The organism is Pseudobacteriovorax antillogorgiicola (assembly GCF_900177345.1).
Lineage (GTDB): Bacteria > Bdellovibrionota_B > Oligoflexia > Oligoflexales > Oligoflexaceae > Pseudobacteriovorax > Pseudobacteriovorax antillogorgiicola.
This window is the reverse complement of record NZ_FWZT01000023.1, coordinates 59,465-81,863: the sequence shown is the minus strand read 5'-3', so window position 1 is coordinate 81,863 and position 22,399 is coordinate 59,465. Positions and strand designations below refer to the sequence as shown.

General features: G+C 47.6%; 20 protein-coding genes. 13 read left to right on the top strand and 7 right to left on the bottom strand.

What is annotated here, in order from left to right; all coding sequences use genetic code 11:
* Together glmS and B9N89_RS24465 are read right to left on the bottom strand one after the other, a co-directional pair.
* The gene (gene glmS / locus B9N89_RS24470) at positions 1-1,833 is read right to left on the bottom strand and encodes a glutamine--fructose-6-phosphate transaminase (isomerizing) (RefSeq protein WP_132323667.1); all 1,833 of its coding nucleotides are present in this window, start codon (positions 1,831-1,833) and stop codon (positions 1-3) included.
* Between the two features lie 93 nt (positions 1,834-1,926).
* Positions 1,927-2,949, bottom strand: coding sequence for an NTP transferase domain-containing protein (locus tag B9N89_RS24465; protein ID WP_132323665.1), 1,023 nt, complete (start codon positions 2,947-2,949; stop codon positions 1,927-1,929).
* Positions 2,950-3,091: 142 nt separating this feature from the next.
* Between B9N89_RS24465 and B9N89_RS24460 the strand changes: the two genes are divergently transcribed.
* The 3 genes from B9N89_RS24460 (at position 3,092) to B9N89_RS24450 (ending at position 6,555) form a co-directional block, all read left to right on the top strand.
* Entirely contained in the window at positions 3,092-5,215 is a 2,124-nt protein-coding gene (locus tag B9N89_RS24460) for a S8 family serine peptidase (protein ID WP_159455609.1), read from the top strand.
* 107 nt (positions 5,216-5,322) lie between these two features.
* Positions 5,323-5,760, top strand: coding sequence for a NifU family protein (locus tag B9N89_RS24455; protein ID WP_200820786.1), 438 nt, complete (start codon positions 5,323-5,325; stop codon positions 5,758-5,760).
* Between the two features lie 51 nt (positions 5,761-5,811).
* A complete protein-coding gene (locus tag B9N89_RS24450) occupies positions 5,812-6,555 on the top strand; it encodes a HEAT repeat domain-containing protein (protein ID WP_132323661.1) in 744 nt (247 codons plus the stop codon).
* Here the strand turns inward: B9N89_RS24450 and B9N89_RS24445 are convergent.
* The 3 genes from B9N89_RS24445 to B9N89_RS24435 are packed head-to-tail and all read right to left on the bottom strand — an operon-like array spanning position 6,552 to position 9,138.
* On the bottom strand, positions 6,552-6,914 hold the full coding sequence (locus tag B9N89_RS24445) for a VOC family protein (RefSeq protein ID WP_132323659.1): 363 nt from the start codon (positions 6,912-6,914) through the stop codon (positions 6,552-6,554). The genes B9N89_RS24450 and B9N89_RS24445 overlap by 4 nt on opposite strands.
* Positions 6,907-8,031 carry an alanine racemase gene (gene alr, locus B9N89_RS24440; RefSeq protein WP_132323657.1) on the bottom strand — a complete coding sequence of 375 codons (1,125 nt, stop codon included), beginning with the start codon at positions 8,029-8,031 and terminating at the stop codon, positions 6,907-6,909. Before alr ends, B9N89_RS24445 begins: the two co-directional genes overlap by 8 nt.
* Positions 8,032-8,043: 12 nt before the next feature.
* Entirely contained in the window at positions 8,044-9,138 is a 1,095-nt protein-coding gene (locus B9N89_RS24435) for a hypothetical protein (RefSeq protein WP_143478261.1), read from the bottom strand.
* A gap of 216 nt (positions 9,139-9,354) precedes the next feature.
* Here B9N89_RS24435 and rpmH point away from each other — a divergent pair, with 216 nt between their 5' ends.
* The 9 genes from rpmH (at position 9,355) to B9N89_RS24390 (ending at position 18,670) form a co-directional block, all read left to right on the top strand.
* Positions 9,355-9,507, top strand: coding sequence for a 50S ribosomal protein L34 (gene rpmH / locus B9N89_RS24430; protein ID WP_132323653.1), 153 nt, complete (start codon positions 9,355-9,357; stop codon positions 9,505-9,507).
* Positions 9,508-9,540: 33 nt separating this feature from the next.
* Positions 9,541-9,897 (top strand): ribonuclease P protein component, encoded by a 357-nt coding sequence (gene rnpA, locus B9N89_RS24425; RefSeq protein ID WP_132323651.1) that lies wholly within the window; start codon positions 9,541-9,543, stop codon positions 9,895-9,897.
* Positions 9,898-9,984: 87 nt separating this feature from the next.
* Positions 9,985-10,194, top strand: coding sequence for a membrane protein insertion efficiency factor YidD (gene yidD, locus B9N89_RS32500; protein ID WP_132323649.1), 210 nt, complete (start codon positions 9,985-9,987; stop codon positions 10,192-10,194).
* Positions 10,191-11,894, top strand: a complete 1,704-nt coding sequence (gene yidC, locus B9N89_RS24415) for a membrane protein insertase YidC (protein ID WP_132323647.1) — start codon at positions 10,191-10,193, stop codon at positions 11,892-11,894. The genes yidD and yidC overlap by 4 nt, the downstream gene beginning before the upstream one ends.
* Before the next feature lie 95 nt (positions 11,895-11,989).
* Positions 11,990-12,742, top strand: a complete 753-nt coding sequence (locus B9N89_RS24410; protein WP_132323645.1) for a R3H domain-containing nucleic acid-binding protein — start codon at positions 11,990-11,992, stop codon at positions 12,740-12,742.
* Positions 12,729-14,156 carry a tRNA uridine-5-carboxymethylaminomethyl(34) synthesis GTPase MnmE gene (gene mnmE / locus B9N89_RS24405; protein ID WP_159455608.1) on the top strand — a complete coding sequence of 476 codons (1,428 nt, stop codon included), beginning with the start codon at positions 12,729-12,731 and terminating at the stop codon, positions 14,154-14,156. The genes B9N89_RS24410 and mnmE overlap by 14 nt, the downstream gene beginning before the upstream one ends.
* Positions 14,157-14,308: 152 nt before the next feature.
* Positions 14,309-15,841, top strand: coding sequence for an aldehyde dehydrogenase family protein (locus B9N89_RS24400; RefSeq protein WP_132323641.1), 1,533 nt, complete (start codon positions 14,309-14,311; stop codon positions 15,839-15,841).
* A gap of 84 nt (positions 15,842-15,925) precedes the next feature.
* Positions 15,926-17,701 (top strand): phospho-sugar mutase, encoded by a 1,776-nt coding sequence (locus B9N89_RS24395; RefSeq protein WP_132323639.1) that lies wholly within the window; start codon positions 15,926-15,928, stop codon positions 17,699-17,701.
* Positions 17,702-17,764: 63 nt separating this feature from the next.
* Positions 17,765-18,670: an outer membrane beta-barrel domain-containing protein gene (locus tag B9N89_RS24390; protein ID WP_132323637.1), complete on the top strand. Its 906-nt coding sequence runs from the start codon at positions 17,765-17,767 to the stop codon at positions 18,668-18,670.
* Position 18,671: 1 nt separating this feature from the next.
* Here B9N89_RS24390 and B9N89_RS24385 read toward each other — a convergent pair whose 3' ends face one another.
* Together B9N89_RS24385 and B9N89_RS24380 are read right to left on the bottom strand one after the other, a co-directional pair.
* A complete protein-coding gene (locus tag B9N89_RS24385) occupies positions 18,672-19,799 on the bottom strand; it encodes a Fic family protein (RefSeq protein ID WP_200820785.1) in 1,128 nt (375 codons plus the stop codon).
* 286 nt (positions 19,800-20,085) lie between these two features.
* Positions 20,086-20,571, bottom strand: coding sequence for a single-stranded DNA-binding protein (locus B9N89_RS24380; protein ID WP_132323633.1), 486 nt, complete (start codon positions 20,569-20,571; stop codon positions 20,086-20,088).
* A gap of 169 nt (positions 20,572-20,740) precedes the next feature.
* Here B9N89_RS24380 and B9N89_RS24375 point away from each other — a divergent pair, with 169 nt between their 5' ends.
* Positions 20,741-22,384, top strand: coding sequence for a hypothetical protein (locus B9N89_RS24375; protein ID WP_132323631.1), 1,644 nt, complete (start codon positions 20,741-20,743; stop codon positions 22,382-22,384).
* Positions 22,385-22,399 lie beyond the last annotated feature (15 nt).

The window sequence follows — 22,399 nt, the reverse complement described above, 5'->3', positions numbered from 1 at the left end:
TTATTCGACAGTAACTGATTTGGCTAAGTTTCGCGGTTGATCCACATCGGTGCCGCGCTTGACAGCAATGTGATAGGCCAAGAATTGAATGGGAATCGATGACAATATTGCCTGGAACGCCGGGTTGTTGACCTGCGGACAAGGGATCACATCGTTGCAAACGGCTTGTAGCTTGTCATCCTTGTCGTGGCCAATTCCAATCACCATGCCTTCACGGGCGCGAACCTCTTCAATATTGCTGATGCTCTTGTCGTGATACTCATCCTGAGGCGCGATGGCAACAATGGGCATGTGGCGATCCACAAGGGCTATGGGGCCATGCTTCAATTCGCCAGAGGCGTAACCTTCTGCGTGGATATAGGAGATTTCTTTAAGCTTGAGAGCCCCTTCCAGTGCAATAGGATAGCTAGGGCCGCGACCTATATATAAAAAGTTCGGTGACTCATAGTAGTCATTGATGATGGTTTTTACCTTGTCTTCGGAATTCATGGCAAGATCGATGTGAACCGGAAGGCTGTGCAGCTCCTGAGTCATTTGGTTTTCTTGCTCCGGAGAAAGTTTGCCAATTTGCTTGGCAAAGGCGTTAGCCCAAAGATAGAGGCACAAGATCTGCGAGGTAAAGGCTTTGGTGGAGGCTACCCCAATTTCCGGACCGGCGTTCATCAGTAAGGTGCTATCGCTGATACGATCGATAGACGAGTACTCGACATTGCAGACACTGAAAATTTGGCAACCAGCTTCCTTTGCATGCTTGAGCGATGCAAGGGTATCAGCAGTTTCCCCTGACTGCGATACGGCGATGACCAGGGTTCGGCCTTCGTCCAGCATGTGGGGATTGCGGTAGCGAAACTCACTGGCAAGATCCACGTTTACTGGCAGGCCTGTGAGGGGCTCTATAAAATACTTCCCTAGTAAGCCAGCAATAAACGCTGTACCACAGGCGACAATGTTAATGTCTTGGATCTTATCTAAGTCAAGCTTGGTAATACCCAAAGCTTCTTCATTGAGCTTGCCGTCTTTTAAAAAGTGTTCGATAGAGTGGGAAATCACTGAAGGCTGTTCGTGGATCTCTTTCAGCATGTAATGTCGATAGCCATGCTTCTCGGCACTGCCAGGAGTCCAGTTGATGCTGGTGTAGTGATGTTTAAGTTCGGCTCCTGAAAAATCCCAGAGCCTGACTTCCTTGGCGCTAATCGAGGCGCATTCCCCATCATTAAGGAAGATGGCTTGCTTTGCTACTTCTGCGAAGGTTGTGATGTCGCTACCAAAATAGTTCTCGTCTTGACCCACGCCGATGACTAAGGGAGAGCCCTCCTTAGCTAGAAAAATAGTGTCGGCTTGACCAGAAAAAAGAACCCCTAGGGCATAAGCGCCATTGAGTCTTGCAATTCCCCGGAGCAGAGCTTTTTGAGGAGAACTGTCTTTTGCATACTCTTGGCTGAGGACGTGCGCGATCACTTCCGTATCGGTATCCGAGTTGAACTCGACACCCTGAGCTTTTAGCTCGGACTTTAGGGTGTCGTAGTTTTCAATAATGCCATTGTGTACAATTGTTACCCCTTCACTTTGGTGGGGGTGGGCGTTGACCTGGCTTGGTCCGCCGTGGGTGGCCCAACGAGTATGGCCTACAGCTAGTTGAGATTCGCTAGGCAGTTGGTCGAGTTTTGCCCCTAAGTTAACAAGCTTCCCTTTTTCTTTTTCTAGGTAAACTTGACCATTTTTGATCGCTGCGATTCCGGCTGAGTCATAGCCTCGATATTCAAGTTTTTTTAAGCCATCAAACACAAGTTGAACCGCGTTGCGCGGGCCGACATAGCCAACAATTCCACACATATCTTCAATTCCTTATGAAAAAGAATCTAACCAATCGAGCCTAGCGCTCCTCAGAATAAGCTAGGCTACTTGGCGCAAATTCGTAACAAGTTTCTAAGTTCGCAATACTGAGCCTGGCTCAATGACTGTGCCATCGGGTAAAATCTGGTTCTCTATGATGCACTGGGCACCGATCACGCAGTTGGCTCCAATTTTGGTATGACCAATCAAGCTGCAGTGGGGGCCAATCGTTGAGTCAGGGCCAATACTAACCTGGTCTTCCACATAGCAGGTGTCTTGCAGTTTAAAGGTAACGCCCTCCTGCATGAGTTCTAATCGTTTTTGAGCAATGATCCAATCTTCGATCTGACAAAGTTGGCTACGGTTATTGACCCCGTCGAATGATCGGAACTCTTCGGTTTCAAAAACCATCGCAGGGGAGCCTTGTTCACGAGCAAGCTCAAAGCAATCCGTCAAATAATACTCCCCCTGGGCATTATTATTGTTGAGCTGATGGACCAAATCGAAAAGAAACTTGGTTTCAGCGAATATGACTCCGGTGTTGCATAGGTTGATTTTCCGAGTTTCTGCGTCCGCGTCTTTCTCCTCGACAATCTTGTCAAGGGTGCCATCGTTTACAACTAGTCTGCCATAGCCAAAGGGTTTCGGGTGGCGCATGCCTATAACAGATAGCTTGGCATCCTCAGCTAGTGAGCGTTCGACAAAGTCTGACAGGACCTTTGCTGACAAGGCAGGAGTATCACCCGCACTTATCAAAACATGACTGGCATTGACGACAGAGCCTGCGTAGACTTCGCCTGAAGCATAAGATGGCACATTGTAGCCCTCGAAGGCACATAGGGCGGAAGCCACGGCGTCCCCCGTGCCACGCCTGTTTTTCTGGATCACACAGGTGATATCTGAATTTTCCTTTAAGATGCCATCAAAATTCTGTAAGTCTCCTCCTAGGACAAGACAGTGCTGTTGGACTCCTGAGCTACGGAGTGTATGTAGAATTCTAGAGAGTATGGGTGTTCCAGCGACTTCATGGAGGACTTTGGGAAGCTTGCTTTTCATTCGCGTGCCTTTCCCTGCCGCAAGCAAGATGGCGCAAATGTGAGGATTCGGATGAGTCATGTTTTCTCCTGAAGTTCTTTAAGATCATTGGATTTTTTATCATACCAGATACAGCTTTCACAAAATTTGATTTGAATTGACAACTCGATCGGAGATAATGTGTCAAAAAATCGCAGCCCCCATCCAAGGACATGGTGATGCTATGAAAACTTCAATAATCGGATGCGTAGCAGTTTTCTTTCTCGGCTCTTGTGGAGCCAGAGAGCTTCCATATCAAATTATAAAAACAGGTTCATCTGAGAAAATCGTTGTTCAAGGTCAAACAGTTCATCAAACCAACGCCAGCATCGATTCTGTGCGAAGCTTCGGCTTGGATGGGGAGCTTGTGTCTCTTGAGTGGCGAGAACAAGGACAAAGCTATACAGCAAATTACGGCAATCAGGTTTGGTCCGTGCCCCGGCCAAAATCAACCAGCTTGCCACTGCGTTTTGACTTAAGTCTTGAGAGTTCCCCCACCGGTCTCTATCTGGTCCAGTTACAGACGCCGCTTGTACCGAGCATAAGAGACTGGTTGCAGGGTCACGGGGCGCGAGTCCTGCGGGTGATGGGAGGCCATCGGCTTGTGCTGGCTGGGGAACAAAAGCTCGTTGATCAGCTTGTGGGTCTCTCCTTTGTTTCTTGGGTTAAAAACTTTCATTCCAGCTGGAAAGTGCCAGTTGGGGGGTATGCCTCCGAAGAAAAGGTTTGGTTGATTCAGGCCGCAGAGCGGAGCCAAATGGAACTGCTTCGGGCTGAGTTAGTCAATCGCGGCATCAAAGTTCTTTCGTATTCGAAAGCGGGCTTTTTTCATGGGCTTGTTGAAAGCCGTTCTCAGTTGGACGAACTACTTGAAAGTCCCTTGGTGATTTGGGCTGAGCCTGACTCCCAAAACATTGAATTGGATATGGACAATGCCAGGATTCAAGGAGGGGCTAACTACCTAGAAACTAACTTTGCTCAGGATTCGGCAGTTCCCGCCTATACAGGGGTAGGTATTAAAGGGCATGTATTAGAAGGTATTGACCCCAGTCATCCGGATTTTGCTGCCAGTGAATTTCGTGAAAAGCCAATTGGCGTTGATAACCTCACCGTATCAAGCCATGGCCATAAGACATTTGGGATCTTATTTGGCAGTGGTTTGGGCAATGAGAAGTCTCGTGGTTTACTGCCCAATGGCCAGGGCTACTATACCCACTACACGCAGCTGTATTTGGAGGAACCGGGCAGTCGGGCCCAAGGGGGCCGTTATGAGCTTACTGAGCGATTGATCGAAGATCATGGAGTCATGTTCCAAACAGCATCTTGGGGATATAGCACAACATTGGATTATACCCTTCGCTCGGCTGAAATGGATCAGATCGTTTTTGATTTGGATATTCCTATCATGCAGTCGCAAAGCAATGCTGGCACGCGCTGGTCAAGACCTCAAGCTTGGGCAAAGAACGTTATATCCGTTGGTGGCGTTTACCACTTTGAGACTGCTGATCCCAGCGATGATCAATGGGATGCAGGTAAGTTTAGTCGTGGCAGCATCGGACCCGCCGAGGACGGTAGGATTAAGCCAGATTTAGTTGGATATATGGATACTACCTACACGACCAATCTTGGCGGCGGCTATATTGAGTTCGGAGGTACGTCGGGAGCGACCCCGATGGTTGCCGGGCATGTTGGACTTCTCTTGGAAATGGCGATGCGCGGCGATTTGAATGGTATCGATCGTCAAGATAGGCTTCATAGTGCGACCGCTAAGGCTCTTCTCATTCATGGTGCTGCACAATACGCCTTCGCCGGACGTGATGGCGACATGAATCGGTTTCATCAAGGGTGGGGATTTCCAGATCTTCGCCAGATATATCGGCAGCGTCAGGACCTGACCATTATTAACGAGTCGGTGCCTTTGCAGATGAATGACCGCTTTCAACAAGAGTTTGTAATCGGCCCAGGCGATTCTGTTCTGGCGACATTGGTTTATCGTGACCCTCCTGGGGTTATTGGCAGCGGTTTGGCTCGGGTAAACGATCTGGATCTTCGTTTGACGTCTCCGTCGGGTCAGGTGTTCTGGGGTAATGCTGGACTTAAGGATTCGACCCAGTCCCAGCCAGATGGTGCTCCTGACGAGATCGACACGGTTGAGCGTGTCATTATTGATCAGGCAGAAGAAGGGGTTTGGACGGTGGAAGTGTTGGCATCTGAGGTAAACCAGGATACCTACCTAGGAACTCCTGAGTTGGATGCAGGATTTGCACTGGTGCTATCTCGCGGTGTTGGAAATGCCGCTCCGTATTAGAGGACACTTTTCCGCTTAATGCGGCTTGGTCCCTTGACATGGGCTAGGGACTCGTGGAAAGTAGGGTGAAAATTCGGCTCACTTGAGCGCAGAGAAAGGATCGAGCCTTGGAAGAAACTATCGAACAATCCCTTAATGCCGTTGAACTAAGTCAAAAAGTTGATGGGAGCTGGCAGGCGACCCACGGACCGTCGGGCAAGGTTGCTCATGGGCTCAATGAAACTGAGGCTATGGATGCCATGCGAGCTATGTTGGGAATGGATGATGATGGCAGCTTTGTTGAGCCTTTGACTAGTGATCTCTTTGAAGGGGTAGCTAACGAAATTGCTCTATACTTAGAAGGTCCGGTTTCAAAGATGTTGGAGTTGCACTCCGGTTTCGCTCGCTTGGAAGCATATGGTGAGGGTGTAGCAACGATTCGCTTGGGTGGCGGTTGTCAAGGTTGTCCTTCATCACGTATCACACTGATGAATGGCGTTTTTAAGGAATTGCAAGAAAAATTTGGTGAGGATGTTGTCACGGATGTTCAGCCCGTTCTAGACTAGAGTTTGTCGAAGGATGTATTCGTGGTCACAGGTCCACTTGGAAGGATAAACATGGGACTCTTTGGGAAATTTAAAGACTATCAAGCCACACGCTCAGAAAAGCGGCTCGAAAAGGCAGCGAAGCTTGTGAAGAATCCAAAAGCTATCAAGGAAGATCGCTGGTCGGCTCTGAAGTTTTTGGCAGACGATGCAGAAGGTGCGGAACGAGTGATTAATGCCCTGCTTTCGCGCTTCGAATATAGTCTAGAGCACGGTATCTTAGATAGTCGTGAAAAAGATCTGGCCCTAAAAGGAGTGATTCGTTTTGGGGAAGAAGGTGTTCCTGTGATCGAAGAGTGGATCAAGAAAACGGATCGCATCGCTTGGCCGATCAAAGCTCTCAAAGCTGTGACGGATGAGAAGCAAGTTGTCGAATCTCTCAAGGCGGCTTTGGTTTTAGAAGACGTTCGATTCGATCAGGCAAAGGTCGACAAGAACTACGATATTCTCTGCTATATGAGAGACTTCCAGCTAAGTGGCTTTGAAGAAAGTATCAGTCACTTTCTGAAAGATTCTGACGAGCGAGTGCGCTTTGCTGCTGCGGAGTCCTTAATTGAGCAGGAATCCAATGAGGTTGCTCAGTACCTGGAACCTTTCTTATCTGATACCACTTCAGAAAATCGTCGGATTAAGGAAGCGGTGACACGGGCGTTCATTGAGCGAAAGTGGCCTGTAAAAGATGGTGCGGCTTTCACAGATGGTTATATTAGTGATAACGCCCGTCTTAGCCAGCAAGGTTTAGTGGAGCGAGTTTAATCTAAGCTCTTATTAAAGAAACCAATGCGGTTGCCGGATGGGTCTTCGATCATAGTGATGACCCCATACCCCGGGAGCCGCTGATCGCGAAATACCAGCCGCCCTCCCAGGGCTTCAACTTGATCCAGAGCTAGAGACCCTTCTGACTTGAAGTAAAGTACGGGGCCCTGACCAATTTCCTCGTGGCTCGGCACGAGGCTGATACCGTAGGGGCAGTCTTTTGGGGTTTGTAGCACGACATAGCGATGAATCTCGATAGGCACGGTGGGCCAGCCTAAGACCACTTCGTAAAATGTGATGGCAGCATCTAAATCTTCTGTTGGAAACTCAATCTGGCAAAGTTTTCGAGGATCAATCATCCAGTACCTTCCTCGGAATTCTAGGGTTAAGGCAGGTGAGTACCTCATAGTGGATGGTTTCTGCCCAAGCCCCCAGTGTTTCGGCGTCTATGGTTTCTGAGCCATCGCTCCCGATGAGAGTTACCCGATCGCCAGTTTGCACTTTGCTGAGGTGGCTGATGTCGACCATCATCATATTCATGCATATACGGCCTACTATGGGGCACCGTTTCCCTTTGATTAAGACATAGCTCCCGCGGCCGCTAGCAATCCGAGGATAACCTTCGTAGTAACCCACGGGTAACACAGCAATGGTCATATCTTTCATGGCCTTGTACGTGCAGCCATAGCCAATACAGTCGCCCTCCCGAACGGTCTTGGTTAGGGCAACTTCTGTGAGCCAAGACAGAACTGGCTTCAGATTCTCCAACTTATCGTGGGTTTGAAGGTAGGAAAGCCTTGTGGCTTGAGACGGCCATAGGCCAAACATAGAGATCCCAACCCGAGTAATATTAAAGTGAGCTTGCTCTAAAAGCAGTGTTGAGGCGCTTGATGCAATGTGAGTTTTGATGTGGAGCCCAGCGGTATCTAGAGCCTTGCGACCTTGTTCGAAGCGTTCTAGCTGCTTGTGTGCATAGGATAATTCGACAACATCTTCCACGTTGGCGAAATGGCTAGCTAGGCCAACGATATCGCTCTTGAATGGTTTAAGAGTTTCTAAGATCTTAGGTAGCATCTCAGGCTCGAAGCCTTGGCGAGACATACCCGTATCGATTTTGATGTGAATCTTTGGTTTTAAAGGCAATTGCAGCCAGGTCTCTAAGCTGAAAAGATCACCGATGAATATATCCGCTCGCGCCCTGGCTGCCTGCTCGTAAAGGCTTTGGGGCACCGGGCCAACGACTAATATAGAGCCTTGATAGCCAAAGCTTCTTAGCTCTTCGGCCTCTTCCACATAGTTTACCCCGAGCCAGGTCGGAGCTACCACACTACAAAGGGCGGCGTAGACTTCTTTCAGGCCGTGACCATAAGCATTGGATTTGATCACCGGCATGAGTTCGGACGGTGACGATACGCGTTCGAAAATCCTATAGTTTTCAATCAGCGCCTTACGCGATAGTTCTATCCAACAACGCATTCATGATCCAAGTTAGTAAACGATTCTAAGAGGTGCGACTTGGCGAGATTCCTCGGCGAAGCCGCTGAGCTTTAACGATACCCTTGTTGGCTTGTTTTTGCACGGACTCTGTGTGAGTGGTCTGAGGGTGGATACAAGAATGGTATCGCTGGTTTCACGGTAAACCAGTCCTTGGTAGCCGGGGCACGCCCTAGGCGTGGTGATTTGAAGTTTGTTGGCTTTCATCGCAATAGAGTTTGGGCTGACAAGGCTTAGGGGTGTGTTGGGTAAGGATTGAAATGAGATCAGGTTGTCGTCTGCGAGCTGGGATTGGAATAGCTTAGTTTGAAAAGCAGCCCAAGACCTTGGCACGACGCCGGGTGCGCAGATATCGCGGCTATATTGGGCCACGAGTACAGCAAATTTGCCCGACTTTTTTACCAGGCCAATGGGAGCCTCATGACAATAGCGTAGATAGCGTAGCTCTGTGTAGCTTTGGTGCCTTGTGATAGAACCTTGGCGAATAGGGCGTAAGAGTGTCCGGTAAGGCTTGTGCGAGTCGCGGCTAATATGCACGTTCTGAATGTACTTTGATAATCCGCGAAACTTTGTGGTCTTGGTCATTAGGGGGCAAGTGCTGGGACTTTTTGTGCCAAGCACTGCTACGGAAAGCCCAGAGCCTACCTTCTTCACGACTTGGCCAAGAGGCTTGCTACAATAAGTTCGGTAATTTGAGTAAAGCTGCTGCCGGTGGATATACGTATTCTCTGTGGGAAGCCACATGAGACGTTGCGATTCGTGCAGAGGGTTAAAGCTCATTGCTTTCCTTATTAGCTTTTGGCTGAGTAGTCCTCTCAAAGGGATCACACGCTTCTCGGAAGCGCTGAGGCACTGGCTTTGAGGAAAGCTGAGAACGGCGCCTATTTTAGGTTGTTTTTGACTTCCCCCCAGGATAATACCCTGAAATTCGGAGCCGCAGGGTTGCCAGTAGACGAGTCGCTCGCGTTTTGTCTCGTTAATGATTTTAACAGGTTGTATCCGGATGTAAGGAGATGGTGCCGCGCTGATAGAGCTGCCTGACAACAGCCAAATGACTAATATAAATAGTGTTTTTTGGAGTCCAGGCATAGGGTACCTACTCTTGAGATAGTTTTTGGATGAGGCAAATTAGCTTAGTCTGGTGAATAAGTCAATATGGCTTTTGAGAGAAGTTTCTAGCTTTGTACTCTTGAAATAGCAAAAACCTTCTGATATAGTCCTGCGGCTGCTTGACATTTTGCAGATTGAATTTCATGAAGTGCGTTATTTAAACCGAGTTAAGTGGCTAGATCAAGGGAGTAAATTATGTCAAAGAAAACATATCAACCAAGTAGAAAAAAACGTATCCGATCTCACGGCTTTCGTTACAGAATGGCAACTCCTGGTGGTCGCAACGTTTTAAAAAGAAGACGAGCTAAAGGTCGTAAGAGACTTTCGGTTTCTGTCTACCAAAAATAAGGGTGAGCCGCTTATCCCGGCCACAGCCTCGCCATGTTTAGTTTTCCAAAAGAACATCGGCTCTTAAAGCGAGCGGAGTTTAAGATCACTTTAGATGAAAATATCAAAGTGGTGACTCCGCATCTGGTCGTTTTAGGTGTACCTGCACAGTTCGACAAGACACGGATGGGGTTGATTGTTTCTCGTAAAGTGGGCATTGCTGTTGTCAGAAACAAGGTCAAACGGCTCTTGAGAGAATCTTTCCGTTCGATTTCGGATCATCGCCTTCCTATGGACATTGTAGTCATCGCGCGCAAGCCGGCGGCTAATGCAGATGTTCATACGCTAAAAGAATCTTTACAGTCTTCGCTTGTAAGGTTGGCGCGGAAGATTCAGGCTCGTGTTTCCTAAAATTGAAGAGATCCGCAGACGCCGCGTGCTTTGTATCCTCAACCAAGGTATGTTCTTACGAGAGTTTGGAAAAAGGGTTATGAAGCCATGCTGGGGCACTTATTCATTCTTTTGATCAAGGCCTATCAACGATTCTTATCGCCACTCTTAGGACAAAATTGTCGGTTCTACCCGTCTTGTTCTCAGTATGCGGTGGAATGCTTCGACAAATACTCAGTTCCAAAATCTTTCATCAAAATTGGGGCCCGTTTAGGGAAGTGTCATCCATGGCATCCAGGAGGAATTGACCTGCCATGAATATGGATAGAAGAACGATCATCGTCATTATCGCAACCATGTTCAGTTTTGTAGCCTACAACTACTATATGCAACAAAAGTATCCAGATTATTTTTCCGGACGTATGGCGGAAAATATCAAAGAGGATATGAGTCCTGAAGAGCGCGCTGAGTTAGATGCTCTGAATGAGCAGTTACGAGAGGCTAAGTCGGCAGAGAAAGCTGGCGAAACGAGCCCCCAGGAAGGCGTCGCAACGAGTAGCGAACCAGCAGCCATCGGCGAGCCTCAAGTGGAGCGCTTGTCTCCAGAGGACTTGCGCATCGAAACTGAAAACCGGGTCTTTATTTTCGATCAGGACTCGACCTTGCTCAGTGTGAAGCTAAAGAACTATCGCCAAGAACAAAAATCGGATGCCCTCGTCGAGCTTCTGGATAACCCGATGATGGTTCAGGGAAGCCTCGATCCTGTGGGTCGCAGACCCCAAAAAGGTTACTCGGCGGTCCGTGATGGTCAAACAATCAGCTTCAGCAAGCAACAGGATAAATTTCTGGTAGAGCAAAAGTTTGTTGTCCCAGAAAGTGGCTATGGCCTTGATCTAGCTGTGACCTTCACGAATACTTCAGATAGTCGGGCAGATCTGACGAGTTCCCTGCTTGTACTTCAAAACGTCTATCTCCCCCAGGAATCTGGTGGCTTTGGCCCCGCAGCATTTATGGCCCAAAACAAAGCATTCATCTATGGGCTTGATGGCAGTCGAGAAGAAGAAATTGCCAAGGACTATTGCGAAGACTCTGATGGGATGGTTTTTGGAGAGGCCTTGAATCAAGAGCGTCTCGATTTTATCGGCTTTGATTTGCATTACTTCCTTGCGGTTTTAAGCCCCGACACCAAGATGAATTTTGTTATGAACCGCATGAGCCCTCCCTCTGAGGCCGCGATTTGTCCGATTAGTTTGGTTGCTTACCAAAAACAGGGTTTAGTTGAGCCAAATCAATCGATAACTCTCAACTTTAAAGGCTATTTTGGGCCGAAAGATGTTGAGCTTCTGGAAAAAGAAGATCCTAAGTTTACGAATACGGTGCGCTTTGGCTGGTTCTCGATCCTAGCAAAGCCGTTGCTTCTGGCAGTAAAGTGGTTTTACTCACTGGTACATAACTATGGCATTGCGATTATTATCGTGACAGTCATTCTCAAAATTTTGTTTTTCCCTTTGACTAAGGCGGCTGCTGTTTCGATGAAGAAGATGCAGAAGCTTAATCCAGAGATGACAAAGCTGCGAGAGAAGTACAAAGATGACCCGCAGCGTCAGCAGAAAGAGTTGATGGCATTTATGGCGAAACATAAGGTGAACCCAGCTAAAGGCTGTTTGCCCATTTTGCCTCAGATTCCCGTGTTTATCGCCTTTTATAACGTTCTTTCCCAAGCGATTGAACTGCGGCATGCGCCATTTTTTGGTTGGATTCATGACCTTGCGTCAGCTGATCCATACTACATAACGCCAATATTGCTTGGGGTTGGTATGTTTGTCCAACAGAAGCTGACTCCAAACCCCAGTATGGACAAGAATCAAGAGAAGATCATGCTCATGATGCCGCTCATATTTACGGTGATGATGCTGTCCTTACCCGCTGGTATGGTATTATATATGATAGCCAACACAGCAGTTTCGATCGCACAGCAGCAGTGGCTCAATCGCCGCTTAGACAAGCAGTTTGGTTAAAGCTGTCTTATTCTGGTTTCAATACATGAAACTAACAACTTAGAATTGTGACAAACCGATGCTGAGAGAAACTGACAGTTAATTAGGAGAGTTAAATGCAGAATAGATCGTCAGAAGAAGTAAGAGTAACCGCAAAAACAGTAGATGTAGCCCTAAAAGAAGCAGCGTCCCTTCTCAATGTCGAACAAGGTGATGTTGATTATCGAGTGGTTTCTCAAACCAATGGCGGATTCTTTTCATTTCTAGCGAAAAAAGTAGAGATCGCAGCCTGGAGCAAAGTCAACGGTTCCAGCAAAAAAAGAGTGCCAGCTTCGGCAAGCACTAACGAGCAAGCAGATATGAGTGATCGAGAAATCGAAGAACTTAAAGATGATTTGCGAGAGTTTTGCGCCGGCATTTGTCAGTACGTGAGTGGTCAGGACGTGAAGGTCACAGCAGAGCTTGCTGATCAAAGGTTGATTCTTGATATAGACGACGAATACATGTCAGCACAGATCGCTAAAAACTCTAAACTGGCCGAGTCTCTAGAGCACATCCTTCGCAAAAAGCCTCGTCACCTTAAGCGAGAATTGCCGTTTCGTATTTTCGTCGATGTGAAGGGTGTTCGTCGAAAGCGAGAAACTGATCTAGTGGAACTGGCACGAGACCTTTCTGAAAAAGTTCATGAAAACAAGCGACCGATCGTTCTGAATTACAAAAGCTCATACGATCGCAAGATCATCCACATGGCCCTCGACAAAGACGATCGCGTGTATACTAAATCAATAGGCACTGGACCCAATCGTAAGCTGATGATTCTGCCGATTAAGAAGAAAGATGAGGCCGACGGCCAGTATGAGCAAGTCTAAACTGATTAAGCTTAAAAAATTGGATGCGAAGACAAGCCCGGCAGATGCTGGGCTTTCGCATACTGATAGACCAATCGCCGCACTAGCCTCTGGGCAAGGGGCAGCAGCGGTTTCGATTATTAGGATCTCAGGTGCTTGCACCTTTTCGATGCTAGCTCCTTTCTTTCCAAAACGAGATGAGTTTCCTGAGCGAGAAATGACTCTCTCATCGTTTGTTGACCCCGAAACGGGTGATGTGGTGGATGAGTTGATGTTAGCGCTTTTTGCTGGGCCTCGGTCGTTTACTGGAGAAGATTCGGCGGAACTTTTCTGCCATGGCGGGCCTTACATTGTGAATCGAATCCTTAAGAGTCTTTTTCAACATGGCTGTCGACCAGCAGAGCCTGGGGAATTCACCAAACGAGCCTTTCTCAATGGCAAGGTGGATTTGACGGCTGCCGAGGGTATTCGGGAGTTGGTTGAAGCCGGATCTCATCAGCAGTGGCTGGCCGCTCGGCAGCTGGCTACCGGGCGCCTGGGTCAAGTGATCGAGCAGTTGCGCATCGAGATCATTGGTGCAATGGCCTATCTGGAAGCGAGAATTGATTTTCCTGATGAAGGCGACACCCAAGGGGTGGCGTTGGACCACGTTAGCGATCGAGTGAAGCAGGTCTTGACCAGAGTTGAGGCCTTGCAAAATAGCTATGACAGCGGGCGAGTTGCAAGCTCGGGCCTGATGGTGACTATCATAGGCGCTCCGAACATGGGGAAGTCGTCTTTAATGAATGCACTTCTCGACAAGGAAAGGGCAATTGTCACTGATATTGCCGGGACAACCCGTGATTACCTGGAAGAGCGCTGCCTCGTGAAAGGCCGCTTGATTCGGCTAGTTGATACAGCTGGTATTAGAAGTACAGAAGAAGTTGTAGAGAAAATTGGCGTAGGGGCGGCGGTAAAGCTTGCCCACGAGGCTGATTTGGTGATTATTTTGACGGCGGCTAATGCAAGCCAGGATGAGCTTACTTACTTTCAAGAGGCTATTGCTGCCGTACCGACTGAAAAATGCATTCCGGTGATTAATAAAATCGATCAAGTCTCCAATGACTTTGATTTCGAAGATAAGGCTCTCAAAATCTCTTGCAAGACTGGTGATGGGATAGAGTTGCTTCGTAGCGATATTGCTGCACGAGTGGATGGGTTTGTTGGTAATCTAAAGGAAGAGCCTTTCATCACTTCTGCCCGCCACGCAACAGCACTTGAAGACTGTAAGTCTTTCTTACTAAGGTTCTTTTCAGGAATCGAAGATGGTCTTTACGAAGAGATGCTAGCCTTTGAGCTGCAACACGCCATCCGCGCTTTGAGCTCGATTATTGGAGATGTGGAGCATGATGATCTTCTGGACCGTATTTTTTCGGAATTTTGTGTGGGAAAATAGTAAAAATACTTAAGTTTTTTTCAAAATCTGCCGAAATACCGAACGGTAGCACCGCATGACACAGCATCTGATATTTGTTGGATTAGGTTCTAAAAAGCGAGCTTGAGGAGTTATAATAAAAGAAGCCAAAATCGGACGATGGGGAGGCCGAGATGACTCTGGATACGATCCAACAGGTTCTAGAATCGAAACAATATCCCGCAGACTTCAAAGGTCATTGGATTGGTGGTGAGTGGGTCAACGATCGTCGCGGCCAGGACCTAAGTGGTTCCCTGAATCCCAGCAACGGCCAGCGTTTGGTGCATGTTAACACCAGCAAGTTCCTTGTGGAACAAGCGATCGATGCAGCTCATCAATCATTTTCAGAACTTAGCTCCTTAAGCCTGGACCAAAGGCTAGAATTTCTCGAAAAATTTAGACAGGTTACAGTAGATTATCGAGATCTTTTGGTACTCGCCCTGCGGCACGAGGCGGGCAAGCCCTTGTGGGAAGCTGAACAAGATTTTAATTCAGCCATACGTCAGCTCAACCAAGTGTTGGAAAAGCGAGATCAATTAATTGAATCGATCGTGACGCCCTACCGGCTTCAGGGTGGCGATGCGAAGTTCGCTCTACAGCCCCTCGGGGTCTGCGCGGTTTTTCAGACGTTTTCAACGCCTCTGAATACAGTCGTTCAGTCTTTGATTGCAGGCTTGGTCGCTGGTTGTCCTTTGGTAATCATGCCATCGAGCCATGCAGCCTTGAACGGCCTTATTTTATCTCATCTCTTGTCAAACTTAGAGTTGCCTAATGGTGCTGTGAATGTGGTTTTCGGCAACTATCAGTACTTCTCAAAGGCGCTCCAGGACAGACGGATCAAAGGCGTGATCTACTCTGGCTCCCGAGAGCACTGCGATACAATTCGGGGTGACTACTCCCACGTTCTCGATCGAGAGTTGATGCTCCAATCTGGAGGCAAGAACTCTGTCATCATTCATTCCTCAGCTAGTATGGATGATGCCATTCGCTTGTCTTTGCTGGGTGTCGTGAAGAGCGCTGGGCAATTGAACACATCCACGAGCCGGATTTTTGTTCACAAAGATCAGCTGGAAGCCTTTGGTGAGAAGGTGGTTCCGGTGATTCACAATCTTCGTATCGGCCCGACCGACAGCGAGGACAAACCCCTCATGGGGCCGCTTTACTCCCAAAAAGCTGTGGACAAGTTTTTGCGCTTTCAAACAATGGCCAAGCGCGAGGCTGAAGAAACCTTGGTGTGGGGTAAGGCCTACGATCCAAGCTCCCAAGGATTTTTTGTGTCCCCAGGAGTTCACGTTTTTAATGAATTTGATGATAGCAGTTCCTATCAGAGTAATGTCTTCATGTGCCCAGACGTTGTGATATATCCCTATGAAGAGATGGAAGAGGCAATTTCTTGGGCAAATACTACCAATGCGTCCCATGTGACCTCGCTCGTCGGTGATAAAAATCAATTGGAAGCTTATCTACCGTTGGTGAAAGCCCCAAATGTTATGATTAACCTGCCGACTGTGGGGGCAAACGTTCAGCCGCTCATGACCGGCCGAGAGCTATGTGGTGGCCATCGCTACAATGGCTTTGGCTTAGTTGCACTTATGACCTATCCTCAGGCAAGTCAGAGCAATGCAGAGCTGGAAGCGATCGTCGCTGAATGGCCCTGGGAGCCTTAGACGCTCCTTTCCTCTTTTCTTCTAGCGTCTCCTGTCCTATGCTCGACTCTTATAGACCGTAAATTTGCGTCCCAGGAGGCCAGGTTGGAAGGCGAATTGAAGGCTCAAGCAAATTATTGGGCAACATCCGCAGTTTTTGACGTAGATACCCGCCGAGAGATTCAAGGTCTTCTCGACGAGGGTAATAGCCAAGAGCTAAAAGAAAGATTCTATAAAGATCTTGAGTTTGGAACTGGTGGAATGCGCGGCATTCTAGGTGCTGGCACCAGTCGCATGAATATTTATAACGTTCGAAAGGCTACCCAAGCCTTTGCTGACCATATCAACGAATTCTTTCCCGAGCGAAGTGATAAAAGCATTGCTATCTCATACGACTCCCGTCGTTTTTCCAGGGATTTTGCAGAAGCAACTGCTGAAGTGATGGCGGCTAATGGGATCAAGGCATATATCACCAAGGAGCTGCGACCGACTCCCATGCTGTCGTTCATGGTTCGGTATTTTAAGTGTGTCGGTGGTGTTTGTGTAACAGCCAGCCATAACCCTCCGAACTATAATGGCTATAAGGTATACTGGGAGACTGGTGGGCAGATTGTACCGCCTCACGATCAAGCTGTGATTGATCGCTACTCAAAGCTCAAGGCCTATGAGGATATCAAAGTGATGTCTTTTTCAAAGGGCCTGGAAAAGGGCTTGATCGAAGAGGTGGGGCGTGAGCTAGATGACTCCTACTTCGAGCGAGTTGCGGAACTTCGGGGCTTTACAGATGGAGCACCCATTAAAATCGTCTACACTCCGCTCCATGGTACGGGAGCTTTTCCTGTAGAAAAAGCCTTGAACATGTTCGGCTTCCAGGATGTGATTTCTGTTCCCGAACAGAGAGATCCTAACGGTGACTTTCCAACAGTAAAGTTTCCTAATCCTGAAGACCCAGAAGCATTAAAGATGGCTATCGACCTCGGCCGCTCGCTTGATGCCGACTTGATAATGGGTACTGATCCTGACACTGATCGGATTGGTATTGTAGTCAAAGAAGGGGATGATTACACCATTCTCAATGGTAATCAAATTGGGTGTCTGCTCGTGGATTATGTCCTTTCCTCGCAAAAGGCCCTCGGCAAGCTGCCTGACAACCCCTTGGTGATTAAGACGATTGTTACTACCGACTTGCAGGAAAAAATTGCGACTCACTACGGGGCGAGCTGCGAAGAGACTCTTACGGGGTTCAAGTGGATTTGCCAACTTGTAGAGGATATCGAGGCTGGTCGGGTGAAGCCCTATCGCAAGTATGTTTGTGGTGGCGAAGAGAGCTTTGGCTTTCTTGCTGGTAGCTTCGTTCGGGATAAGGATGCAGTTTCAGCCTGCTGCATCGCGGCGGAAATGATCTCCCATTATAAGGCTAAGGGCCTTACTTGTAGTGATGTTCTCGATCAGATGTATCGCCGTCATGGTGTTTATATGGAATCACTTAAGACGGTGACTCTACCTGGTATGGAAGGGGCCGCAAAAATCAGCGCGATGATGGATCGCCTGCGCTCCACACCACCACGAGAAATTACCGGAATCTCTGTGCTTAAGATGAGAGATTTGCAAACGAGCCAAGAGTACGAACAGATCGATGGGAAGTTTCAGCCCACAGATCAAGTCCCACTCCCAAGTTCCAACGTGCTACAATTTACATTGGAAGACGGCTCGAAAATCAGCGCGCGCCCGTCAGGTACTGAACCAAAAATAAAGTTTTATTTTTCTGTACCTAAGGATATCGATGCTGACGCTGATGATCAAACCCTAAACGCTGCCAAAGACGATTGCACCAACCGCTTGCAACTGCTCGAGTCGACCTTCGCTTCTATGACCCAGTAAGATAAGAAGGCTCAAGGCCTTCTTATCTCTTAGGCAAAATTTTTTGATAAGGGGCCAACAACCATGCAAAAATATTGCTGGTTAGGAGCTTTAGGACTCTGTGTATCCTTAGCTTTAAGTCCGATGGCTTGGAGCGCGACCTATCGTAAGGCGACCGAGGGTCGGGACGTGGTTAAGAAAAAGATCTATCCAAAGCGGAAGAAGATCGAGATAAGCGTTCCTAGTTTAGGAATCATCATGAACCAATCCTACCTCAATACCGTTCTTGTCGGTGGGGGGGTGACATATTTTATGTCAGAAACTTGGGGCGTGGGGCTGGATTTAACCCTCGGTATCAATGAAGATCGATCTGAAAGAACCTGTATCGAGAATTTTTTCTACGATCCCCAAGATGAAGTGGGGCCCGCCTGTGCTCTTGTTGATGGGGATGCTGGTCTGATTCAGAATGCCGATGAAGATGGCAACAATTTCCCCCGATTTGGCCCCGCCTATGTTCCTATTCGTGAGATTAACAACCTCATCATGGCGAACCTTGTATGGACTCCAGTTTATGGCAAGCAGTTGGTGTTCTTGAATAACACCAGTTACTTCGATCTTTTTGTAGAGCTAGGGGCGGGGATTGCTAGTTCCACCTTTTATGAAAAACGCGATGTTTTAGCTAATGGCAAGGTGCCTAGGGGCTTATTCACCCCGGATAATACCGAAAACCAAGAGCAAAATGAGCAGGCTACCATAGCTAACAATCAGATCGGTGCGACTATTTCTGAAACAGACTCTTATGGCAGCAACGGTCGACCTGACCCTCTTTCTCAGAACCATATCATGTTCAATCTAGGGATTGGCCAGAAGTTTCACTTTGGTGGTTCGTTTCACCTAAAGATTTTTATTCGCAATCAGCTTCTCTTGGGAACTTCGCAGGGGTTTGATAACTTGCTGTCTATCATGGGCGGGGCTGGAATTCGGATATGAGTCAATTGTTGGGGGGAGCAAGAAGTTTTTCGTTCAAGCGATAGCTAAATGCACGTCCCTTTCCTTCGTTCTTTAATAAAATTCCTTTGTCTAACAAGTCTCTAAGGTCTCTCTTAGCTGATTCTGGGGATGTTTTAGTGATACTTACATATTTCTTGTTGCTTAGCCCTCCCTCGAATTCTTCTGGTAGTTTCCTGATAATCTTATCGATAACTTTCTGTTGTCTAGCATTTAATGTGCTCTGACTGATGTTCTGATAGAAGTAAGAAACTTTTTCTGCTGTTAGAATCATACTCTTTGATGATTCTAGGCAATCACAGAAGATTTCTAGGAACCAAGTCAGCCATGGGGTGAGATCGCCTTGAGATTTTTGACAGCTCTCTAGGATCTTGTAGTAGGATGTTCGATGCTTGTTGATTGCGGACGACAGGCTGTAGAGTCTTCTACTTGATTTTTCATCCTGAGCTAGGGCCATATCAGTAATGGCCCTCGCAATTCTTCCATTTCCGTCTTCAAATGGATGGATCGTGATGAACCAAAAATGCGTTAAAGCAGCCTTGATAATTCCGTCTGTTTCTTGATTTGGTAAGGAGTTGAACCAACTGAGGAATCTTTTCATTTCGGGTCCAACAGAGATTGATGGGGGTGCTTCGAAGTGCACCTTTTCCTTACCCATCGGCCCAGAAATAACTTGCATAGGCATAGTACTACTTCTGTACTTGCCGACATCTAATTTGCGGATACCTGAGTACCCTGTCGGAAATAGTCCGGCCTGCCAGCCCCATAGTCTCTCATTTGTGAGGGGAGTATGATAATTCTTGGTTGCATCCACAAGGATTTGAACCAAGCCATCTGCTTTTCTCTCTGCTTCAGGCAATCCGGCTGCAGTTAGTCCAAGGCGTTTTGCGACGGAGGACCTGATGCTCTTTTTGGAGAGTGCTTCCCCTTCAATGGAGCTGGTTTGATAAGCTTCCTCAACAAAGAGATCAGCTTCGGACTCTAGTTTTAAGAAATCGGCTTTGCCTAATAGATAGCCTTGGCACTTTCTTGCTTTTGCAAGGGGTGTTATCAGTTCGTTTGAGTCCCAGTTGAACTGCGTCCAATTCTTTTTTTGCCAGATGTATGTCATGAGTGAATACTTTTGACTCCTACGCCCCATTTGTTTCAGATAATCAGGTTGATTTATGACCCAATTAAGCTTCCTAATCGGGTCAAAATCTGACCCGATTAAATGTTCTAATCAGGTCAAAAACTGACCTGATTATCCCCTGAAATCGGGCCAATCTCAAGGCATGAGGTATAAATCTTTTAATTTCGAGTGTTTATGAAGTCTTGTAGGGGGGCGTGAGAAAATGTAGCTATTTTTACAAAAAAGGCGAAGTGAACCACTCCGCCTTTGCCCTGGAGTCGATATTCTAGAAGGGAATATCATCCAAACTTGCAGTATCAGGTCCGCCAAAGCTGTGGTCAGCTGGGGATGGATCAGCTGGTGGTGGTGTGAAATTGCTCTTGTTCTGCTGCTGGTAGCCGCCGCTGGGCTGGCTGCTGTACTCATTGTTCCTAGATGACGCTCCGCCACCAATGAACTGGACAGTTTGCGCGACCACTTCTGTAGAGTAGCGCTTTTGACCGCTTTGATCTTCCCAGCTACGGGTTTGGATGCGGCCTTCTACATAAACACTGCGGCCCTTGCTGAGATATTTGGCGCAATTTTCCGCTTGTTTGCTCCAGACGACAACGCGATGCCACTCTGTGCGCTCCTGTCGGCCACCATTAGGATCGTTGCGAACGTCCGTTGTAGCTACGCTGAGAGTACACACTGCAGTGCCGCTAGGTGTGTATTTTAATTCAGGGTCCTGTCCAAGGTTCCCCAAAATAATCGCTTTATTAACAGACGCCATACTTACTCCTAACTCTTGTCCTGATTCTACCTACTCAAAGGGTAGGCTCAAATCGGTTATTACTAGCCTCAAGACCATGGTACAACCAAAAATTAACATTGCCTTCCATTGTCATTCAATGACATTGTAAAGGCGCGAAATTGTATTGTTTAGTAAGGAGTATATACCAATGTTCGTTGGTTCAATCCATATAAGAAAAATAATCTCGGTAATTTCCGTCTCCCTGGGCGTCCTATCTTGCACCACAGATGAGAAGTTTCCGAGCATAGATAATCGGATAGCTGGCCCTGTCGACGTAGCTACATCCGGGCAGTACTCCTTTGTCCTGAACTCGGACTTTGATCGCAACTATAACACAGGCTCTATTCTAACTTTGGATCTTTCTCAGGAGGCTGGCTCTGAAAAGGTCGGTACTCACAAAGTACCACGAATGGGGCGCTCGATTTTTACTCGCAGCAGCTTGATGATTGCTACCTTTGACAGAACCGCCCTAGACGGCAATGGTTCTGTGGAAATATACACGATAGGCAGCGATGGGAGCCTGGTGACAAACGTGTCCCAAGAGCTAGAATGCTCACCTATCAATGGTATCATCAGTTCATCAAGCACTTGGGCTGTTGTGTCTTGTCTTGGTGGTGAAATCTACGTGGCTTCCATCAACAGTAGCGATGTGGGAGCGACGAGCTTTAAGAAAGTCAGAGACTACGCTTACGCTCGCCGCGCGATGTATATCTATGAGACAAGCACAGATGATTATCTTCTGGCGTTCCCTACAGACTTTGGTGAGCAGACTCAAGGCGACTACAGTGCCATTGATAAGCTTAGCTTAGATATCAATCTGGCAAACAACGCCAACAGCACGACAACGACCATCACGGTGGACGGCGAAAATGAAATTCCAGATAATTTTGAAGCGAGTCTAGCTGCAATCAGAACCATATCAGCTCGCTACCCATTTCAGATGGCGATTTTGAATCTATCTGAGGCGGAAAGGAACGATTTTCCTCTAAAAGAAATGGGCAGCGTCACAGACAAAGACGAGACCAAGGTAATTGAAGTTGATGGATCAAGTAAGACTGTCTACCGTTACGCGAACAACGAGCTCAAGTTTCTGTACTTTTTTCTGGATAAACTTGCCGGTCAAGCTGCAGACATTGGCGATGGAACGACCGTCACTGATGTAGCTCCCGAAGACGTCGCTAGCCAGACTGATGGAATCAAGTATTATCGAACTAACTTCTGGGAAGTTCAGGAAACCGATGATAGCAAGGTGATCTACCTGTCTCATCGAGGTGTGGCTAGCAATGGCTCCACAGATGCGAACAATATTCTTAAATTTAACATTCTAGACGATGGCTCAGTGTTTGACCTCCCAGATCCTACAACCCTTGCTGATGACGCTGAGGGAGGGTTTACTAAGTCATTCAAAGAGATGTTTCAGGTGAAGCGTGTCATGGGCTTTACCTCACTTGCTAGAACAGGTTACCCAGGTGATTTTGGCGTTGCCAAAAAGGGGAGTAATGAGTTTGTCTTTGTCAACCAGTTTAGGGATGAAGCCTATTGGTCGGCGTCTGATTTGATCTATGCCATTGATGCGAAGCGGATCGATGGAGCAGTTGAGCCCGATTTCCCTATCGAGCGCTGGGCTGGTGTTGACTATCGCCAATCGGCTTATCAGCTGGCGATTTTGGAAGAGAGTGGAAGTCCTAGCAAGATTATCTCATGTTCTTTTTACGGGGATTCTGTGCTAGTGTTTGACATCGACGCGGAAAAGGGAATTGACGTGACGCAGGAGCCGACTGCTGTTTTCTAATCGGCTTGTGGTCTT